This window comes from Corynebacterium sp. HMSC06G04, from assembly GCF_001807365.1.
Lineage (GTDB): Bacteria > Actinomycetota > Actinomycetes > Mycobacteriales > Mycobacteriaceae > Corynebacterium > Corynebacterium simulans.
The window spans coordinates 1-20,883 of the sequence record NZ_KV788603.1 but is presented as its reverse complement, the minus strand read 5'-3'; the positions used below and the strand labels follow the sequence as shown (position 1 = coordinate 20,883).

13 protein-coding genes are annotated in these 20,883 nt (G+C 59.0%); 7 read left to right on the top strand and 6 right to left on the bottom strand.

The features are described 5' to 3' along the window. Positions 1 to 7 precede the first annotated feature (7 nt). The 4 genes from HMPREF3158_RS04135 (at position 8) to HMPREF3158_RS04120 (ending at position 10,518) form a co-directional block, all read left to right on the top strand. Positions 8 to 7,579, top strand: coding sequence for a non-ribosomal peptide synthetase (locus tag HMPREF3158_RS04135; protein WP_070497411.1), 7,572 nt, complete (start codon positions 8 to 10; stop codon positions 7,577 to 7,579). Positions 7,580 to 7,670: 91 nt separating this feature from the next. Further along, positions 7,671 to 8,297, top strand: coding sequence for an MptD family putative ECF transporter S component (locus tag HMPREF3158_RS04130; RefSeq protein WP_014307391.1), 627 nt, complete (start codon positions 7,671 to 7,673; stop codon positions 8,295 to 8,297). Next, on the top strand, positions 8,297 to 9,043 hold the full coding sequence (locus HMPREF3158_RS04125; RefSeq protein WP_014303365.1) for an energy-coupling factor transporter transmembrane component T: 747 nt from the start codon (positions 8,297 to 8,299) through the stop codon (positions 9,041 to 9,043). The genes HMPREF3158_RS04130 and HMPREF3158_RS04125 overlap by 1 nt, the downstream gene beginning before the upstream one ends. A gap of 14 nt (positions 9,044 to 9,057) precedes the next feature. Further along, positions 9,058 to 10,518 (top strand): ABC transporter ATP-binding protein, encoded by a 1,461-nt coding sequence (locus HMPREF3158_RS04120; protein WP_227917020.1) that lies wholly within the window; start codon positions 9,058 to 9,060, stop codon positions 10,516 to 10,518. A 3-nt stretch (positions 10,519 to 10,521) separates the two neighbouring features. Here HMPREF3158_RS04120 and HMPREF3158_RS04115 read toward each other — a convergent pair whose 3' ends face one another. From HMPREF3158_RS04115 to HMPREF3158_RS04095, 5 genes are all read right to left on the bottom strand, one after another. Next, positions 10,522 to 12,246 carry an ABC transporter ATP-binding protein gene (locus tag HMPREF3158_RS04115; protein ID WP_014303363.1) on the bottom strand — a complete coding sequence of 575 codons (1,725 nt, stop codon included), beginning with the start codon at positions 12,244 to 12,246 and terminating at the stop codon, positions 10,522 to 10,524. Further along, entirely contained in the window at positions 12,246 to 13,946 is a 1,701-nt protein-coding gene (locus HMPREF3158_RS04110) for an ABC transporter ATP-binding protein (protein WP_246816174.1), read from the bottom strand. The genes HMPREF3158_RS04115 and HMPREF3158_RS04110 overlap by 1 nt, the downstream gene beginning before the upstream one ends. A 93-nt stretch (positions 13,947 to 14,039) precedes the next feature. Continuing rightward, on the bottom strand, positions 14,040 to 14,825 hold the full coding sequence (locus HMPREF3158_RS04105; RefSeq protein WP_023018093.1) for a thioesterase II family protein: 786 nt from the start codon (positions 14,823 to 14,825) through the stop codon (positions 14,040 to 14,042). Continuing rightward, the gene (locus HMPREF3158_RS04100) at positions 14,822 to 16,039 is read right to left on the bottom strand and encodes a glycosyltransferase (protein WP_023018094.1); all 1,218 of its coding nucleotides are present in this window, start codon (positions 16,037 to 16,039) and stop codon (positions 14,822 to 14,824) included. The genes HMPREF3158_RS04105 and HMPREF3158_RS04100 overlap by 4 nt, the downstream gene beginning before the upstream one ends. A gap of 7 nt (positions 16,040 to 16,046) precedes the next feature. Then, complete coding sequence (locus HMPREF3158_RS04095; protein WP_014303359.1) at positions 16,047 to 16,676, bottom strand: sugar O-acetyltransferase; 630 nt, start codon at positions 16,674 to 16,676, stop codon at positions 16,047 to 16,049. A 411-nt stretch (positions 16,677 to 17,087) separates the two neighbouring features. Between HMPREF3158_RS04095 and HMPREF3158_RS04090 the strand changes: the two genes are divergently transcribed. From HMPREF3158_RS04090 to HMPREF3158_RS04080, 3 genes are read left to right on the top strand one after another with little or no spacing between them, the layout of a single operon-like run. Continuing rightward, positions 17,088 to 18,152: an ATP-binding cassette domain-containing protein gene (locus HMPREF3158_RS04090; RefSeq protein WP_014303358.1), complete on the top strand. Its 1,065-nt coding sequence runs from the start codon at positions 17,088 to 17,090 to the stop codon at positions 18,150 to 18,152. Beyond that, positions 18,149 to 18,910, top strand: a complete 762-nt coding sequence (locus tag HMPREF3158_RS04085; RefSeq protein WP_014303357.1) for an ABC transporter permease — start codon at positions 18,149 to 18,151, stop codon at positions 18,908 to 18,910. Before HMPREF3158_RS04090 ends, HMPREF3158_RS04085 begins: the two co-directional genes overlap by 4 nt. Next, entirely contained in the window at positions 18,903 to 19,724 is an 822-nt protein-coding gene (locus tag HMPREF3158_RS04080; RefSeq protein ID WP_070497409.1) for an ABC transporter permease, read from the top strand. The genes HMPREF3158_RS04085 and HMPREF3158_RS04080 overlap by 8 nt, the downstream gene beginning before the upstream one ends. 541 nt (positions 19,725 to 20,265) lie before the next feature. On the opposite strand, the gene HMPREF3158_RS04075 is transcribed toward HMPREF3158_RS04080, so the two are convergent. Beyond that, positions 20,266 to 20,883: transposase (locus tag HMPREF3158_RS04075; protein WP_141740990.1), on the bottom strand; the 618-nt coding region annotated here is incomplete at its 5' end.

Here is a 20,883-nt window from a genome sequence, read left to right as displayed (position 1 = left end):
CAAGACCATGATCAAAGAGGAACAAATTCGCGAAGAACTCCTCGCCTCGCTCCACCAGATCCTCGGCGAAGATGCCGAAATCGGCATCGACGACAACCTGCTCTCCCACGGCCTGGAGTCACTTCCAACAGTCCGTCTGCTCGCTGATTGGATGAAACAGGGACACCGCGTCTCCTTTGGAGATTTCATGCGCGCCCCAACGGTAAGGCAGTGGGCGAAGATGCTTGTAGAATCCACACCAAACCACAGCACTGACGCCATTGAGTCCCCCAAAGATGGGTTTGCCGCTCCCATCGACGATTCCGTACCCTTTGACCTCACAGATGTCCAATACGCCTATTGGATTGGCCGCAATTCCTCGCAGCAACTGGGCGGGGTGGGCACCCACGGCTACGTAGAGGTCGAATCCCGCAGTATCAATATCGACCGATTGCAACAAAGCTGGCTGACGCTGCTACGTTCCCACCCGATGTTGCGCGCCTGCTACACCGAAGATGGCAAGCAATATGTGCTGCCAGAGCCGCCCCACCCCACCATCCTCGTTCATGACCTCACCAAGATGGACGAGTCCACGCGCGAAGAAGCTCTGCTATCCACGCGCGAACGCCTTTCGCACCGACTGTTGGACATAGCTACCGGCCATGTGGTATCTTTAGAAGTCAGCCTCCTCCCTCAGGATGTAGCAGTTATTCACTTCGATATCGACCTGCTTGTGTGCGATGTGCAGAGTTTCCAAATTATCTTGCACGACCTCGCCCACCATTACGCCACCGGTGAAGCCCCCGACGCCGACCCGTCGTGGAGTTTCGCTCGCTACCTCGCTGGACACGCTCGCGAAGGCGTCGCCGATATCGACCGTGACCAGGCATACTGGCGCAATCGCCTCTCCGAGTTGCCGGGTGCCCCAACCTTGCCGATGAGCCACGGCACCAACAAGGAACAAGCACACCGGTTTGTACGCCGCAGTCGATCATTCGATTCGGCAACTTGGTCGCGCTTGCGTGAGGTGTGTGAACACCACGCTACTACCCCAGCAATGGTGTTGCTGACCGCCTACGCCCGCACCATCGGCCAATGGAGCGAGAATAAAAAATTCCTCATGGCCGTACCTCTGTTCAACCGCGGTTCAGACACAGCGATAAAGAATGTCGTCGCAGACTTTACCGCCCTGACACTCACCAGTATCGATCAGTCCACACGCCGCACTTTCAGCGAGGACCTCAAGGATATACAGGCCTCTTTCTATGAGGATTCGTCACATTCACAGTATTCGGCGGTGCGGGTGCTGCGAGACCTACGTGCTTCCAGAGGTGAGCAAGTTTTGGCTCCCGTGGTGTTCTCCTGCAACCTGGGAGACCCACTGGTTGGCCAAGAGTTTATAGATACCTTCGGAGAGATTAGCTACATGATCTCCCAGACCCCCCAGGTGTGGATTGACCTCCAAGTCTTCACCACCGTCAACGGCTTCCTAATCGTCTGCGACGCAGTTGAACAGTTGTTCCCCGAGAAGATGCTGGACGATCTCTTCGCCACCCTAGTGATGGAGATTGACAAGGCAATCACCGACGATCTCTCGCATTCAGACCCGGTAGAGAGCCCAGGAGCGCAGGCCCGTCGAGCGTCACGTGCCGAAGTTGCCTCTTGGCGGCTGCCTGACACCACCCTTGTCGATGAGGTGATTGCCGCTGCACGGTGCCACCCCCAGGCCACGGCCATTCGCAGTGCAAGCGGCGACGTTATTACCTACCAAGATTTGGAAGAGCAAGCCACCACCATCGCCTCTGCTTTGGTGAATTCCGGGGTTGGGCGAGGCGCTTTGATTGCAGTGATGGTGGAGCGTGGTCCTCGCCAGATTATTGGTGCGCTAGCCGCGATGATGGCGGGCGGAGCATATGTACCGGTGAGTCTACAGCAACCGGAATCTCGTATTGCCGCTCTCTTGGGGGCAAGCCAAGTAACGCATCTGATTACTGACCGACCCGATAAGGTTCTGAGCGAAACTGCAGTTCAGGTAGTAGATTTCACGAGCGCTACCGGCACAGCCAATCTTCCGCAGCTGCATCCACAAGACCCAGCCTATGTAATCTACACCTCTGGGACCACTGGAACACCAAAAGGAGTCGAGATTTGCCACGGTGCTGCATGGAACACCATTAGCGAGATCAACCGTCGCCTGGGCGTTGGTCCGACAGACCGCCTACTAAGCGTATCTTCCTTTGATTTCGATCTCTCGGTGTACGACGCCTTCGGGCTCCTTTCTGCTGGCGGCGAACTGGTAACCATCCCAGATGATGCGCGCCGCGACGCCAAGAAGTGGGTATCGCTGGTGGATAGTTTAGGCATAACTATCTGGAATTCGGTGCCTACTTTGTTTGAGATGCTTTTATCTGCGGCTGATCGGACACCGGGCAAGCTCAGCAGCATACGCCATGTTCTGCTATCTGGCGACTGGATTGATACCAGCCTGCCTGAGCGCATGCGCACGGTTACCCCGCAGGCACACCTATTAGCTATGGGCGGTGCGACGGAGGCATCTATCTGGTCCAATGGTCTCGACCTCGATGTAGTGTCACCCGAGTGGACCTCAATTCCCTATGGTCGGCCGCTTGCCAAACAGATGTACCGGGTGGTGTCCAGCAATGGCCAGGACTGTCCCGATTATTCTGTGGGGGAGCTGTGGATTGGCGGCCTGGGCGTAGCTACACAATATGTCGGCGACCCCGGACTCACCGAAACTAAGTTCGTAATCTCGGAGGACTCACGTTGGTACCGCACAGGCGATATGGGCCGGTTCTGGGCCGATGGGACGATCGAGTTTTTAGGCCGCTCGGATAACCAAGTCAAAGTTCGTGGCCACCGCATCGAACTCGGCGAGATCGAGTCCGCGTGTGAAGCGTTGCTGCCAATAGAGCGTGCCGTGTGTATCACGCACCAAGGTGCATCATCGTCACCATCTTTGGTTACGTTTGCTCAGTTCACACCGTCACATGTTGCCCGAACTACTCCGGAGCAGTTTGCGACGTCATTGCGCGCCAAAGTCAACGACGTGCTGACCGAGGGCGACATCCGCACGTCCGTCGAGCACGATGAGCATTTACAGACCGCATATGCCTTCTCAGTGATGCGACGCTGGGAGGAGCAACTCACCGGCGTGGGGACCCCAAACCACCTCCGCGAACACCGTAATCGCTGGCAGACATGGCTAGGCAAAGCAGATGAACACCCGGCTACCGCAGACTTGCTTCTAGACGACGAGTCGTTCGGCGCGTTAGAGCGTTTTGTCACCCCCTTCGAGCAAGCCTTCGTAATGGCGGAGAAGCAGCGCAGTATCGCTGAGTTCATCCAAAGCCCAGATTCGATGTCGGTGGAGCAATTCCTCGCAACCCGTCCGTTGGGTCGGTTGGTTCACCGGGTCCTCGGCGCGGTTGTGCGTGAATGCAGTACCCACTCAACCAGCGAGCTCAAGATTCTTGAGATCGGGTCACGCCGGCCCGAGGCCTCTGCGGACTACGCGGCTATCGCGGGGACGAGCGCATACGTGCTCGCTGATCCCTATCGTCATCACCTCGAACATGCCGGACAACGTGTTGGTAACACCTTCACGTACCGCCAGCTCGGAGTCACTAGCACGCCCCAACCGACTCCTGGGGAGGCAGTGACGAAGGCGGACTTGGTGCTGTGCAACCAGACGCTGCACCAGAGCGAGGACATCGAGAAAACGCTCTGTGAGGCCTGGGGCCTCAGCGCCCCTGGAGCAACGATGGTGGTGGTAGAGCCCACTGCCCCCTCCCCGATGTCCGATATCACCGCCGCATTTATTGCCAACAATACCACGGACGCTCGGGCCGAAACCGGTACAGTACTACTCAGCGCCCGCAGCTGGAAAGAAATCCTGCAGCGCACTGGGTGGAAACCTGTAGAGCATGTAGAGATCACTAAAACGACGGCGCTTATCATCGCCGAACGCGCTAGTTCCAACGAATCGGTCACACTATGCGATTCTGACTATGCCAAGGCTACAAACCTACTGGCCACCCGCCTTCCGGAGTACATGCTACCGAAACGCATCCTGGAGCTAGCGAAGTTTCCACTCACCAGCAACGGCAAGATTGACCGCAAAGCGCTCACAGCATTAGTGCCGGAATACTTCGACAACGAGCCCGCTGTCACCGAACTTCCGCACACCGCCACCGAGAAACGGCTCATCGATATCTGGGATGAGCTGCTGCACACCAGCTCCAACGTGAACTCAGACTACTTTCGCTTGGGTGGTGACTCTCTCACAGCAACACGCCTGCGCCGTACCATCGAACAGTGTTTTGGCGTGGAATTTCCGTTAGAGAATATCTTTGACGTTCCGTTGCTGCGCGACATGGCCGCCCGAATTGACCAGATAGCCGAAGTCCCCCACCAGCAATCGGATCTTCCCAAGATTGTTCACGGGTCTGAACAGTACGCTCCGTTCCCGCTGACTGAGGTGCAGCAGTCCTATCTCATCGGCAGCTCTGGAGCCATCGAACTCGGCGACGTTTCCAGCCACTGTTACTTTGAAATGTCCACTGCCTGCCTAGACCCGGAGCGAGTGGAAGACGCGTTCAATGCCCTGATTAAACGCCATCCCATGCTGCGCACCGTCGTGTGTGAGGACGGATTGAGTCAGCGTGTGTTGCCCGAAGTACCACGCTACCGCATTGCCCTCATTCGCTCCGGCAACGCCGACAATGAGGATACTCTCGATGAAATCCGAGAGGAAATGTCCCGCCAGAAGTTTGATCCCACTCAGTGGCCATGCTTTGACGTGCGCTACGTAGCCGAGCCCGACGCGGGTCGACTGCTTTTAAGTTTCGATAACTTGTTTATCGACGGCTGGAGCATGTTCCACATTTTCCGTGAGTGGAAGCAGGCCTACGACCACGGCGTAGACAGTCTCGATCCGGCAATCCCCTATTCATTTAAAGACTATGTCGAAGCCACGATTGAACTGTCACACAGCGACATCCATAAGCGTGACCAAGCCTATTGGGAATCGGCAGTGGATACTATTTATCCTGCACCGCAGTTGCCGGTGACCGACACAAACGGCGCTAATACCTCGCAGTTTTGCCGCCACCACGCCCTGGTGGACGCTGCGAAGTGGCGCCGGATTAAGCAACGGGTACGTGAGGAGGGGATGACCGAAGCCGTATTCCTAGCCGAGGTATACGCCGAAGTCCTAGCGAGGTACAGCGATGAGCCGCGACTTAGCATCAACCTGACCCGGTTCGACCGCACTCGGTTCGCCCCCGAGGTTGACCACATAGTTGGCGACTTCACCAGCCTATCTATTCTCAGCGTGGATACCCAGTGTGCACCATCGTTCCGGGACCGCGCTGCAGCGCTACACAGGCGCATGTTCAGCAATCTCGATCACGGCAGTGTCTCCGGCGTGTCGGTGCAGCGAATGCTTACTAAGCAACGCGGTGCTCGGGTAACCATGCCGGTGGTCTTCACGTGTGGCCTGGGCGTCGTGGAGCACCCCGAGTCAGATCAGAGTCCTTACCTGGGCGTAATCGATCATGGCCTATCGCAGACGCCACAGGTATGGATGGACCTCCAGGTCTATGAACACGATGGTGGCCTGATGCTGAATATGGACGCGGTCGAGGCGATCTTCCCCGACGACATGGTGGCGGAGCTTTTCACCAGCCTTACAGCCACTCTCTCGCACCTCGCAGAGTCCCCTGAACTCTGGAACGCGCCCACCAGTACCATAGCTCCGACGACCAACGCGCCCACCGCAGATCGAATCAACGACACAGACCGGGAACTCCCCGGAGCGGATAAGAGCCTACTGGGGCTGTATCAGAAGGGACTTGCCGAGCATGGTGACAACCTCGCGGTGATAGACGCCACCACGCAATGGACATACGAGCAACTCAATGAGCAGTCGGATAAGTGGGCCCAGCTTATTGCTGCAACTGACCCGGCGCCTGGTGATCTCGTTGGCATCATGATGGAAAAGTCCGCACAACAGATCGCAGCGGTACTAGGCGCAATGAAGGCCGGATGCGCCTACTTGCCGCTGAGCGTGGACCAACCGGTGGGGCGTAACACTTCCATCATCAACGATGCGGGTGCATCCATTGTTGCGATGGACCATCCGGACGATGATTTCGCTGCGTTAGCCGAGCACTGCACAGTCATCACTCTGGCCGATGTCGCCCGGCATCGGCCAGGTGACCAGGCCTTAAGCGAATCGAGTCCGACACCCAGCTCGCTTGCGTACGTCATCTACACGTCTGGTACGACGGGCACTCCCAAAGGAGTAGCCATCACCCACGAGTCGGCGGTCAATACGATTGTCGATGTCAACGAACGCCTCGGGGTGACTCCGACCGACCGGATATTGGGGATTTCAGAGCTAAACTTCGATCTATCGGTATACGACATCTTCGGGATGTTCGCGCGGGGTGCTACCTTGGTGTTGCCATCTCCAGCAGACAAACGTGATCCGCAGTGCTGGGCAGATGCCGTAACTACGCACTCGGTGACGCTGTGGAACTCTGTGCCAGCACTTTTTTCGATGTACGTGGAACACCTCCGCGAACGGAGCCTCATTGGTTCCTCCGTACGGTCGGCACTACTCAGCGGAGATTGGATACCTGTAAATATCGCTTACCAGGTCAGCACCCTCTTCCGGGACTGCACAGTTTTCGCTGCTGGGGGTGCTACCGAGGCATCGATATGGTCAAACTGGTACGAGGTAGGCGTCGATGATGCCTCGCGTACCAGCATTCCCTATGGAACGCCGCTGGCAAATCAGCGAATGTACATCCTCGATGAGGCCCTGAACCCCCGACCCACGCATGTGCCGGGAGACCTTTACATTGCCGGACGTGGCCTGGCCATGGGGTACTGGAAGGACCCAGAGAAGACCGCAGCATCATTCATCACCCACCCCCGCACCGGCGAACGAATGTACCGCACGGGCGACAAGGCCCTCTACAATCACCTTGGTCACATCATCTTCCTGGGGCGCGAGGACGGTCAGGTTAAGGTCAACGGCTACCGCATCGAACTCGGTGAGATCGAGTCAACAGCACGAAAATTCAACGAACTCCGCGATTGCGTCGCTGTCAACGACCATGGCATTGTTCTCTACGTTGTTACGCATGAGGGCTTTAACATGGCAGCACTCAATAACCACCTCGCCGAGTCTCTCCCTGCCTATATGCGTCCACGCGTGATATCACGCATTGATGGGCTACCACGGTCTTGGAACGGCAAGATTGATCGCAAGAGTTTAGAAGGAAAAACCTTTGAACAACCACAAACAAGGGAACGCTCTCGTAATCACCGAGATTCGGGTATCGTTACCATCTTGCAAGAACTCCTCGGGCCCAAGGAGATCAGCATCGACGATGACTTCTTCACCATCGGTGCCGACTCGCTCACGGCCGTGCGGCTTACTAACTCGATTCGTCGAGAAATGTCAGTAGAGATCTCCATACGTGACGTATTCAACCATCCAACGGTCCGAGAATTGTCCGACCTGATCGCCAACATCGTCGGCAGCGACGTAGAAGAAGGCGAAATTTAGAGTTCATGCCACACCTGTTTCACTCACCTGACAAGCCACTTGCCCCCAACCCAGTGCTACGCACAAGCAGCCTAATCTGAAAGGAAACATCATGCCCAGTACTCCCCACACCACCCCGAAAGATGCAAAAGCAGGACGGCTGAACATCACCGACCTGATGAACATCGGCATCTTCTTCGTCATCAACTTGGTAGCCGGCGTGGTCATCGCCTTCATCGGCATCACCCCCATCACCTACGTGATGATCACCAGCGTTCAGGCCCTCATCCTGGGCATCCCGATGATGCTGTTCTTGGCCAAGGTGCACAAGCCCGGCATGGTCTTCATATTCCTTCTTCTCAGCGGCCTCGCCAGCCTGCTGCTTGGTTTAGGCATATGGCCACTGCTGCTCAGCTTGGTCATGGCCGTGTTTGCCGAGTTAATTTTGCGCGCCGGCAAGTATACGAGCGCAATACACAGTGTGATCGCCTATGCCTTTATAGCAGTGTCACCCACCGCATCATATATTCCGCTTTTCTTCACCACTCGGCGCTACATAGAGAGCAGCGGCATGCAGACCAAATATGGTGCTAGTTTCGCGGATGGCCTCACCTCTATTGGCCAGATGACTTGGCTATTCCTCATCATTGTGATAGTAACCTTCGTCTGCGGGATCCTCGGCGGGATCCTCGGCCGGCGCATCTTCACCAAGCACTTCCAGCGAGCAGGAATCGCCTGATGTCGCCCACTTTGCCCGGATCAGGCACGCACACAGCGGGACTCCATCTGGACCCACGCACCACGGTGCTGGTCATCCTCGTGGTGTCCTCGGTGCTCATCTCACCGGCCGGGTCCAGTGGGGCGCTGGGCAGCACCGCCCGGTGGATGCTCATTGCCGTTCCCGGGGCACTTTTCCTCGCCTCCGGCATGGTGGCCGCTGCACTGCGATACGCACTCACCTTCGCGGTGCTCGCTGGCTTTCCTGCGGTGGTGGTACAGGCCCTGCCCGAGCGCCACATCATCGTGGACGTGTGCGCTACGTGGTTCGCAGGGCTTTCGCTCATCCTCCCTGGCATCACGTGCTGCTGGTACCTACTACGCACCGTCTCGGCCAGCGAATTCATGGCCGCGATGCAGCGCATGCGGAGCCCCGACGCCCTGACCATCCCCACGTCCATCATGTTCCGGTTCTTCCCGACGATTCTCGAGGAATACCGCGATATCCGCACCGCCATGCAGATGCGTGGCATCTCGGGCCTGCGCAACCCGATCGCTATGCTCGAATACCGCTTTGTGCCACTGTTGGCGTCCGTTGTGAGCATCGGCAACGAGCTGGCTATGTCTGCAGTGACCCGCGGATTGGGCTCGCCTCGCCGACGAACCACGCTGTGCGAGATAGGCTTCCGCGTAGGCGACGCAATAGTCATAAGCGTGCTCGTCGTGTCCCTGATCCTACTACTGGTAAATATAGTGATGCTGCCGTGATAAAGCTGCACGATGTGTCACTATCCTATGGTCAAAACACAGCGGAGCCGGTGCTGCACCACGTAAATCTCACCGTGGCGAAGGGCGAACTAGTTCTAGTGTGTGGCGAATCAGGCTGCGGTAAGTCCAGCCTGCTACGCCTGATAAACGGCGTGGCGCACACGTTCTGCGACGCCCAGATTTCGGGGGAGGTGCTGCTGGACGACGAAGACATCACTCATGCCCACCCACACGACATCGCCGAACGCGTAGGCTCAGTGTTCCAAAACCCCAAGTCGCAATTTTTCACGCTGGAAGTAGCCAGCGAACTCGCCTTTGGCTGCGAAAACCTCGGCGTGGCGCCCAACGAGATTCGACAGCGTATTGGGGAACTTTCCGCAGATTTCGGCATGGTTCATCTCCTCGACCGGCACCTGTTCACACTTTCCGGCGGCCAGAAACAAAAAATAGCATGCGCTTCAGTGGCCGCGATGCACCCACAGGTACTACTACTAGACGAACCATCATCAAATCTCGACCTCGCCGCCGTCGATGAGCTGCGCCGCATCGTCGCGCAGTGGAAGACACAGGGCCGCACCGTCCTGATCGCTGAGCATCGGCTTTCCTACCTAGTTGACATCGTGGACCGAGTGCTGGTTATGCAGGACGGGCAGATCGCTCATGATCTCAGCGGCTCGGAGTTTCGCACCCTAGACAAGGCCGAACTGTACCGCATGGGCTTGCGCTCAGCGCAGCAGGTCCCCGAGGTGACCCGCGAGCCACGCCCTTCAAGTGGCACGATGGTGCTCAAAAAGCTACAGTTCACCTACCCCAAGGCTACAGAGCCATCCCTGAGCATCAGCCACACGGAGTTGCCGCAAGGACAAGTCATCGGCGTGGTAGGACGCAACGGGGCCGGAAAATCTACCTTTGTGCGCGTTCTGACTGGCCTGGAATCTAAGGCCACCGGCGTGGTGGACATCAATAACCGCTCGCTCTCGGGTCCCCGGCAGCGCCTGCGCCAGTCCTATTTAGTAATGCAGGACGTAAACCACCAGCTTTTCGGGGAGAGCGTGGAGTCCGACGTAATCATCGGCACCAGTGGACCGGATGGGAAAAACGAAGCGCGCCTTACCGAGGTGCTTGGTGCACTTGATCTCGCGGACAAGCGGGCCCGGCACCCGATGTCGCTTTCGGGCGGCGAACGCCAGCGCGTGGCCATCGCCTCAGCAGTCCTAAGTGAGCGCGAGGTAATCGTCTTCGATGAACCCACCAGCGGGCTGGACCTGTGCCGCATGCACCGGGTGGCCCACCTGCTAGACGCCCTAGCCCGGCAGGGCAAGACCGTTTTGGTAGTAACCCATGACATGGAGCTGGTGGCGCGGTGCTGCGATCTTCTCCTGCGCGTGGAAAAAGGCCGCCTTACCGCCTGCGAACCGTGCGATGATCTCGCACTGGCGCGCACGGTGCGGTATCTACGCGGCCGCGACAGCTAGTCCCTACAGCTTCCAGCTGGTGGCGTCGCTCTTTTCACCCCAGAAGCTGCGGTAGCGTGGGGAACTCTCCATGAGTTCCTCGTGGTTGCCGATAGACTCCACGGTGCCGGAGGGACTCATCATCACAATCTGGTCCGCGTCGCGGATGGTGTGCAGCCGGTGCGCAATGACGACGATGGTGCGCTCGGCAGAAAGCGTTTTCATACCGCGCATCACAAGGTGCTCATTCTGCACGTCTAGAGAGCTAGTCGCCTCATCAAGCAGCACGATCCGCGCGTCCTTCAGTAGCGCACGAGCGATGGAGACACGCTGACGCTCACCACCGGAGAGATTCTGCCCGCCCTCGCTAATCAGGGTGTCAAACCCCTGCGGCAGCTGCCGGGCAATCTCGGTGACACCGGCCAACTCCGCTGCGCGGAGCACCTCCTCCCGCGTTGCATTGTGGCAGCCCAGGCGGATGTTTTCATACAGTGTGTCCTCGAAGAGGTACACGTATTGGAACACCATAGCCAGCGAATCCAACACCGCCCGGGAGCCAAGATCGCGAATATCCACACCACCGATACGGATGGTCCCCTGGTCAACGTCATAGAAGCGTGCCGCAAGTTTTAGCAAGGTGCTCTTGCCGCAGCCGCTGGGACCCACCAACGCAGTAGTAGTTCCGGGCGCCACGCGGAAACTCACGTCGCGGACCACTGGGGTGTTGGGTTCGTAGCCAAAGCCCACCCCATCGAACTCGATGCCATAGTCGCGTGGCGCCGCCGGAACCGCAGGCTCCGGCAACACCCGCGCATCGAGGATCTTTTGGATCTCATCTAAGGTATTGCGCGCGGATTCCAAGCCCTCGCCGTAGGGTATGCCCGACATAGCAACGCGAGCCAGGATGAACACCAACACAATGACGCCAATGTAGGTGCCTGCTTCTAGCCAGTGGTTGAGAAGTAGCACGGTGGCCAGGGCATCAATGACCACGGTACCGACCATGATGATTAAAGCCAGACGACCCATGATCATCTCACCTGTCTTCTGGGTGTGCTGCTGGGCGCTAAGCTGCTCTCGAATCGAGGCGCGCACGGCGCGCTCCCCCAGCGAATCCGGCCCAGCCATGCGCAGCACCGGCTGCACCTGGGCGAACTCCAGCACCTCCGCGGCGCCGTGCTCGTTGCGCTCGCCCTTCTGGCGCTCTGCCACGCGGTACTGCCGCATTAGGCGGTTATAGGCGAACCACACCACGGCAGCCACTGCAACGGTAACCAGCCCCAGCCGCCAGTCCACGGCGATGAGAAACACGCAAGCCAAACCGGCCGAGGCAGCACCGTGCAGCATGGGCCGCAGCATCATTGCCGGCGCGTTAGCGGCAAACAGCGCACCGCTGGTGGCTACAACACCGATCTGGCCGGCGCGATCTTCTTCAAAATAGCCCAGGGGTAGCTGTGCCGTGCGATCGGCGATAAGCCGGTGGATGCGCAGCACGTAATCATGCCCCAGGTCCTGGGCAATAACCTCAGTGGGCCAGTCTGCGGCGGCGTAGACGAGGACGGAGATAATGATCCAGGGCAACCATGCTGCGGCCTGCGCGGGATCTTCGCTAAACAGCGTGTCCAAAAACAGTGCAATGAGGATAAGGCCAATGGCCAACGCCACCGCGGAAATCCCAATTAGCGTAAGGACCAGCACCAGACGGCGACGATCAGCCGGACTGCCCAGTGAATAGAGCGTGCGGATCATTATTTTTCCTCCCCTTGGATGCCCGCCTGCGCGGTTTGGTAGCGTGCCCACATCGTGGCGTAGCCCTTGCCTGCCGCCACTAACTCTTCGTGAGTGCCTGCTTCGGTGACCTCACCGTTTTCCAGCATGAGGATCCGGTCAGCGCCGGTGATCGTGTGGAGCCGGTGTGCGATAACTACTAGCGTGCGCCCGGCCACCAGCTCGGTAATGGCCCGCTGGATCGCGGCCTCGGAGTCCGGATCCGCAAAAGCGGTGGCCTCATCCAACACGAGGATCGGCGCGTCGAGCAAGATGGACCGGGCAATAGCCAGCCGCTGCTGCTCGCCACCGGAAAGCTGCGCGTCCTCTCCCACCACCGAGTCGTAGCCGCGCGGCAGATGGGTAATGCGCTCATGAATCTGGGCGGCGCGGGCGGCGCGAACCACGTCTGCGTCGGTGGCCTCCGGGTGAGCGAGGCGAATGTTATCCCGCACGCTCATCCGCATAAGGTAAGGGTCCTGGAAGACGAACCCTACCCTACGGTAGAGCTGGTCAGATCGGAGATCAGTACTAGGGACGCCACCAATGCGCACCGACCCCTCCGTGGGGTCTAATAGCCGGGGGATGAGCGCGGCTAACGTGGACTTCCCCGAGCCGGAAGGTCCCACCACCGCAGTGATGCTGCCGGCGGTAAGTTTTTGGTTAATGCCGGAAAGCACCGGGGTGTCCGGCACGTAGGAGAAGCTTAAATCTTTCAACTCAATTCCGGCGTTTGCAGGCTCCCTGCCGCCAGCAGCGGGCGGCAATACCGGGATGTTGAAGAACTCGGTGAGATCCGCCGCGGCAGCCTTCGCCTCCGAAAACATGATGTTAGTGCGCGAAAGCATAAGCAGAGGCGCGGCGATGTTGTTGATGATCAAAAACGCTGCCAGCACATCGGCCACTGGTACGCCCGCAGACGTGATGAGCCACGGGCTGGCCGCGGCTACCACCAGCAGGCCAAACCCGGTGGAGGTGAAGATCTTCATCAAAGCGGTGGGGTGTACGGTGGCGTGCAACCACTCGCGATAGAACCCACCAAAACTCCGGGAACGACTAAGGAAAATGCTCTCGTCGTAGCCTTCCGGAACAAACACCTTGATAACCGGGATGCCGCGCACCAACTCTACGACGGCGGCGTCTAGCTGCTTCTGGCTGGACTTAAATTTCTCCGCCTTTTCTTGAAACTCGCGCATCATAAACGGCATGGTGGCCACTGCCAACAGCAGTGGTACCAGGCCCAGCAGGCCTATCCGCCAGTCCACCACGAACATGTATCCCAGGCTCAATAGCGGTACGAGTACACCGGCCGAATAATCGTGCGGCGCGTGGGCGATGAGCTGGTGGATCTTGGTGACGTCGTCTTCGATGTAGGTTTTCACAGTCCCCGACGGTGTCCGCGTAAACCAAGACAGCGGGAGCCTACCCAGCTTGGTAATCTGCTGCTGGCGTAAGTGCTCGCCCAAAAGGCCGTCGGCCTGGTGGCTTACCTGGAGGCTCTTCACGGTTGCCTGTCCATGTAGGACGGTGGCCACCATGAGCGCCGCGACTAGCAGCCACAGCTTTGACGCATCTATCGGCTCTCCCTGGAAGGACAGCATTACGGTGCGCACCAGCTCAACCAGCACGATTACCGGCACCAGCGACAAAACCGCCGCCAGCACCGCCAATAGCAGCGACACCGTGATCTGCCGGTGGGCAGGTTGAGATATTTGCCTAAATGTAATGGGTGGTTTTTGTTCGGTCATCGGGGCCTCTTTACTCAACAGTCACAATCACGCATTGTTCCGCGCTAACCAGGCAGTGTTCCCAGTAATTCCCGCTAGAAAACCGGCAAGCAGGTCGAGGAACTCGGTTCCAGTATCGAGCGGGAAGAAATGCCCACCCGGCAGGACCTTCAGTTCAAAACTACCGCTGGTAAAATTTTCCCACCGGGAAAGCATCTCTGGGCTGACAGCTGGGTCGCTATCCCCCGCCAATGCCAGCACAGGAGAGCGAAGCACCGTGGTTGCATGGTGAAAGCCCTCGTGTAACACATAATCGCGACGAATGTCAGCGAGCAGCAGCTTCATCACATCATCATTGGCAAGGATCTCAGGTGGTGTGCCACCTACCTTCTCAAACTCCCTGCGCAGCGCACCGAACCCCATTGACGAGTGGTATTCCCCAGGCACGGTTTCTCCGGGCGCCTGCCGTGCGGCCACCACCACGGCTTCCGGTATAGTGGGCCGATGCATCTGCTGCAGGCAGGCAGCAACCTGGTAGGCCAGCGCTGCCCCCATGGAGTGGCCGTACAACGCAATCGGCGCGCCCGCCGCCAGATCTACTATCTCGGTTGCGCACATATCGGCGAGCTTGTCAAAGTCGCTTACCCATTTCTCTCGGCGACGGGTTGCCTTTCCGGGAAGCTCCACCGGCACCACGTCAATGCTTGGGTTGACCCCCACCCATCCACGATAGACGGAAGCGCTGCCTCCTGCGTGATGGAAGCAAAACAAGAGGGTTCCAGTGCGATGTCCGGCCACAAACGGAAAGACTCCCTCGCAGCTGATTTCTGTCATTTTTCGCCTTTCGCTAGGTCGGACTGATTAAGCACGATTTCTACTGCTGCGACGGTACCCGGGTCTGTGGCAAGCAACTCGGGCATCCTGCGGGCTGCGGAGTCGTATGCTCCACTTACCAAATCGGCAATTCCGGCGGCCAGGGACTGGGCACTCAGTTCGCCTCGCTGGGCGTCAATATAGTTCGGCCCGGCACCGTTTCGACAAACTGCGTTGGCATGGAAGTGTTGGTCACCACCGAATGCAACCGCAAGGCACGGCTTGCCGGCGCGCAGGATCGCCCCGGTGGTGCCCAGTGAGCCGTGGCAGATGCCTGCACGGCACCACGGAAGCACAGTCGCGAACGGGACCCGGGCGACGGTGAGGATTCCTTCTCTCACACCAGGCTCATGATCGGGATCGACGATTATCGCCCGCAGACCATGCTCGATGCACGCGTCTCGAGTCCATCGTTGAAGGTCATAAACGCGATCTGAGACCATACTCCCAAAGCTTGCCAGAACCGGGGCCGAGCCGGCAGCCACAAACTCCTCGACTGCTGGGTCTAGGGCGAGTTCACTGTGGTGCGGGTCAAGCCACTCGCCAGTGACGTGAATGTGGTTTTTCCATTCCGGCGCCGGCGGACTCAACGCGGGACTGAATTGGTAGATCGTGGTTGGTGGAGAGGAGAGCGCTCGCTGACGCAGCCCCAACCTACGGCGCCATGCCGCTATCACTGGGCGCATCGCCCAAGCCATCAGAGTATTGGACATCCAGTGGGTGACCAGAGCTCCGACAGAGCCGTCCAGTTTTCGCGGATCCACGAGGCTGTAACGGAGGCAGGGTTCGGTAGGGAAAACCTGCACCCGAACGCTGGGGACTCCGCGTGCAGCCCCTAACAACCGAGCAACTTCACTGAATTGGGTGTACATGACCACGTCAACGCCATCCATGGCATGCTCTAACACATCGAAAACGTGGGCGTCAGATATCATCTCACGGATACCTAAGACAGTGTCCATCATGCCTTTACTATCGCCCAAAAGGCGCTTCATTAACGCCCGGTAATCACCGGGTAACTCGATGTAGTCCACCCCGTTTGCACGAAAACTCCCGCCGAATTCGCTAAACCCAGCCAAAACAAACTGGTGGCCACGATCTCGAAGTGCGACACCAAGGTGCGCAAATGGCAGCATATCACCCTCAGAACCCAGGACGACCGCGAGAACTTTCACAGCCGTCTCAATCCGTAATCCAACTAGGCCACTCAGGAACCCAAGACTCCCCCATGAGCTTATCTTCCGGGCCAATATCACGAATGACTCGGCACGGATTACCGGCTGCGAGTACCATGGGCGGAATATCTCTTGTCACAACACTGCCAGCACCAATTACTGCACCATGCCCAATCGTGACACCCGCAGTTACCGTGCAATTGCCACCAAGCCACACATGGTCTTGTATGGTGATCGCACCCCCGGTACACACCATGTATTGCCGCTCTACGGGGTCTAAGGCGTGATTGCCAGCAAAGAAGGAACACCATGGACCAACCATGACCTCATTGCCAAATGTCACCGGGGCCATATCAAGTACCGTAGTTCCTCGATTGAAGGTCACGCCATCTCCGACCTTGATTTTCGAGCCATATTGGACATGAAATGGCAGGAAAACCATTAAGCGCTCCCCCAGTTCACCAAGCAGGTCTGCCATCACTGCCTGCTTCTCCGCTGTTTGAAGTGGACGAAGCTGGTTGAGATCGTGACACTTCTCCGCCGCCTCCATCATCTCGTAATAGAGATCCGGGTCCTCAATAGGGCGGAAGGGCTGACCGCAGAGAATCTTATCTTCGATTTGCTCTCGAGAATCCATGGATACTCCTTTGTGCTTGAGAGGCGCGAGCCACAATACGAATTACGGTCAGCCACGCGGTTTGACCCTGACTAGTCGGAATACCCAGATTCTTAGCTCACACTTGGTAGCTTACAGGCCTTCGACTTAATTGTCAAGCATGCCATGCCTAATTATGGTATGCTCAACTTTGCAGCAACCTGCAGCGTCGCCGCCGATCAGCCGACCTGTGCAGACCTCTCCTGCGGGGCGCTGTGCACGACCCGGTGCCGCTAGACATACATCATTTTCTAAGGATTAGTTGGCACTACCCCAGGCGCTTGCTCCGTGGACCACAATCCATCGTTCGCGGGCAATAATCGGTTTTCCTTCTGCGGTAGGAGAATCGGTGCGCCGTCTAATAGACCGTTGACGTATATCCAGGGATGAATCATGAAAGAAAACCCCACCACGGCAACCGCTAGCGGTGACCCCAGCGCCACCGCAGTCCCCTCAACCAGCGCCCACGCAAAAGGCCGCGACCTGGTGCTTGATGTCCAAGATCTGCGATGTAGCCTGGGAAAAGTCAAGAAGCGAACGGAAATCCTGCGCGGTGTGACCCTCGCCATTCCGCGCGGGGGCATCCTCGCCGTCCTAGGCGCCAATGGTGCCGGCAAGACAACCTTGGTCAATGTCCTTTCCACGCTGCTGCCCGCCACGGGCGGAACCGCCATCATCGATGGCCACAACTTAGCCACGGATCCTTCCAAGGTGCGCGCTTCCATCGCGCTGACCGGGCAATACGCCGCAGTGGATGAGGAGCTTACCGGCAAGGAAAACCTCATCTTCTTTGGCCGCCTGGCAGGGCTTAAAGCTAGCGATGCGAAGGCCCGCGCCGCGGAACTTCTTGAGCGCTTCGATCTGGTTGGCGCCGCCGACCGCCTGGTTTCGGCATACTCGGGCGGCATGCGCCGGCGGTTAGATATCGCCGCCTCCCTCACTGTCCCGCCCGCGCTGCTGTTCCTCGACGAGCCGACCACGGGCCTCGACCCCGCCGCGCGCAGCTCCGTGTGGGATACCGTCCGCGGGCTGGCGGCCGACGGCACCTCGATCCTGCTTACTACCCAATACCTGGAAGAAGCTGACCAGCTCGCAGACCGCGTCGCCGTGCTCGCCGGAGGCAAGGTGCTCGACGAAGGCACCCCCGCCGAGCTCAAGGACCGCTATGGCACCACGGTGTGCCTCATCACGATGTCTAGCCCGGACGATGCCGCACGCCTCACCCACACCTTGCAAGAACACCGCATCGACTGCCGCCAAGAGGACACCGTATTGCGCGTCGATGCGCCCGATGGCCACCGCACCCTAGTCCGGGCGCTGGCCTTGTGGGATGGCGACGACACCTCGGTCGCGGACGTCTCCTTGGTTCCGCCCTCCTTGGACGATGTCTACTTCGCTATCGCCGGGTCCGGCGACATCGCGCAGCAGGCTCCCCACACCGGTGGAGGCTCCCAGTGAACGCGCTCGGAGCAGTCGCTGCCTCGTGGCACCGCAATGTCCTGCGCACCGTCCGCAACAAGGCCGTAATGGTTTCCGCCGTGGCAATACCCAGCCTGTTCATGGTCATCTTTTACGCCACCTTCGCCAAGGCTTCGACGGAACTCGGCATCGATTACGCCGCCTTCCTCCTGCCCGCCGGCGTTATTCAGGCGATTGTGTTCGCCGCCGGGGGCTCCTCCTTGGCGATTACGCGTGACGCCGAAAACGGCATCCACGACCGCATCCGCGCCACCGGGACGCCCGCCTGGGCCACGGTCGTCGGCCGGCTGCTGGCAGATCTCACCCGCGCCGCGTGGTCGTGCAGCATCGTCGTCCTCACCACGATCCTGCTCGGTGCCCGCTACGCTGCCGGACCGGGTCGTATTATCCTTACCATCGCCCTTTTCGCCGCCCTCACCATCATCCTCTCCGCGTTTATCGATGGCTCCTGCCTGTTGGCCCCCAAGCCCACCTCGGCGTCCTTGCTCTTCCAAAACCTCGTGCTGGTCATGGTGATGTTCTCCACCGCATTCGTGCCTGCGGATGCGCTGCCCGGCGGCATTGGCCCCATCATCCGGCACGTACCGCTATCTCCCATCTTGGACACCGCCCGCAACCTACTAGGTGGCGCTGCCCTGGGGGCGCGCGGAGTCGAAGCACTGTGCTGGCTCATCGCCATGACCGTCGTTGGCGTATGGGGCTTTATCACCGCTTTCCAGGGGAGGAAACATGACTAACCACACCACCGCCACCGTGTCGCACGACACCACCTGGCTGTCCACTGTCGCCACGCATTTTGGAAGGCACCTGCGCGCCGCCCGCCGCGATAGCGCGGTAATTACCAATACCGTGGCTGGTCCCGTTTTGATGTTCCTGGTCATGCGGTGGCTGTTTGGCGACCTCATGGCGGCCTCGCAAGGCTCTGCCACGCTCGACGCGTTACCGCTTACCATCGCGCTCATCCTTTCCAGCGAACTGATGAATGGCACCTCCGCCGCCGCGCAGATAATTAAGGAACGCCAACGCGGTATCACCACCCGCATCGCGACCACGCGCTACGGCACCAGCCCGGAGATCTTCGGCCGCTGGTGTTTCGATTCCTTACGCAGCCTTATCTCCGGCTGCGCGGTGCTGCTGGCTTCCGTGGCTTCTGGCCTGCGTATTCACACGCTGGCCGGGTTTGGCTGGGTGCTGTTAGTCATCATCTTCGGCGCGGTGGTGGCCGCCTCGCTATCGGCCATGGTGGGCGCGATATGCGCCACCCCGGAGGCCGCCATTGGCCCGGCCCCCATCATCATGGCGGCCATGGCACTTAACGGCGGCCTCGTGCCCGTGGAGCAATTCGCTGGTGTGGTTCAACCCATCGCCCGGTGGAATCCGCTTACCTTCGCCGCCCGCGCCGGCGCCGCCATCGACGGCACGCCAAGCGCCGAAATCCTTGCCACCGGCCAGCCCGGCACCGCAGTCTGGGCTTTCGTGGCCTGGATGGTAGCACTCACCGTAGTGCTGCTAGCCGCCGCAGCTGCGTTCCGCCGCCCCACCATGTCGTAAATAGCGCCGGTTAGCGCGACAGTGCTACTTGTCGCGCGGCGGCGTCCCCAGCGGCGCGGTAGCGCTACTTGCCGCGCAGGGCGCGCCGCCGCGATAAAGAGCTGCGAATCTTTACCCGCGGCCGCGCTAAGGCGGGTAGTGTCGCCGCCGGTTACCGGCAACCAGGCGGCCTCGCCCGGGGCTAGCTCCAGGTCGTTTACCGTGACCACACCAGAAGTAGCCAGGGCGATGGCCGGTCCGGGAAGCTGCGTGGAAACCGTGGTGCCGGCGGGCAAATCGTAGCGGGTCACCGCAAACTCCTGCACCGGCAGCGGGTACTCTACTACCGTCGCGGTGTTGGGCGCGGCATCGGCAACAGCGGCGCTCTCCGCGCCTGCACCATCGCCCAGGGAGGTGTTCCTATATAGTTTGTCAATTCCGTGGGTGAGTTTGTTGGGGGGGTGAAGGGTTTCTGCTTTTCCTTGTGGATGTTGTTTTCGGGCACGGTGAGGAGCCGATTGGGCTTGCTGTGCAATCGGCTTGAGGTGAGGGTCTGTTGGTTCTAGGCTGCTGCGGCCTCCTGGACTGTGGAGATGTCTCGGTAGAGCTCGCCGTTTCGCATCATGGCGAAGAGAACGTTGAGGCGCCGGCGTGCGAGTGCGACGACTGCGGCGTTGTGTCTTTTGCCTTCTTTGCGTTTTCGTTCATAGAATTGCCGGGAACGCTCGTGGAATCTGATCGATGCAAAAGACGATTGCCATAGGGCGTTCTTTAATTTTTTGTTGCCAGCCCGGTTAGGCGAATTCGACATGATAGACGTTCCTGACTGATTCGTCCGCGGTGATAGCCCTGCATAGGATGCTAGGTGCGCTGCATCGGGGAAGTCGGACATATCGCCAACAGTCATGAGGATCTGCGCTGCGCTACGCGGGCCGATACCAGGCATGGATAAAAGAATCTCGGTCTGCGGAATGTCCTGAATCAGCTTGAGTACCTGCGCTTCGATTTCTTTACGATGCTCGAGTTTGGTTAGTGCATCTGTGGCGGACATTGCTACGCCAAGTTCGGCGTATTCTGCGCCGGCAATGGATACGGTCTGTTCGTGGATGGCAGCAAGCATGGCATCGATGGGACCTGACCCCCTTTTGGTGGACACCTGATATCCAGCCCAGTCGAGCTG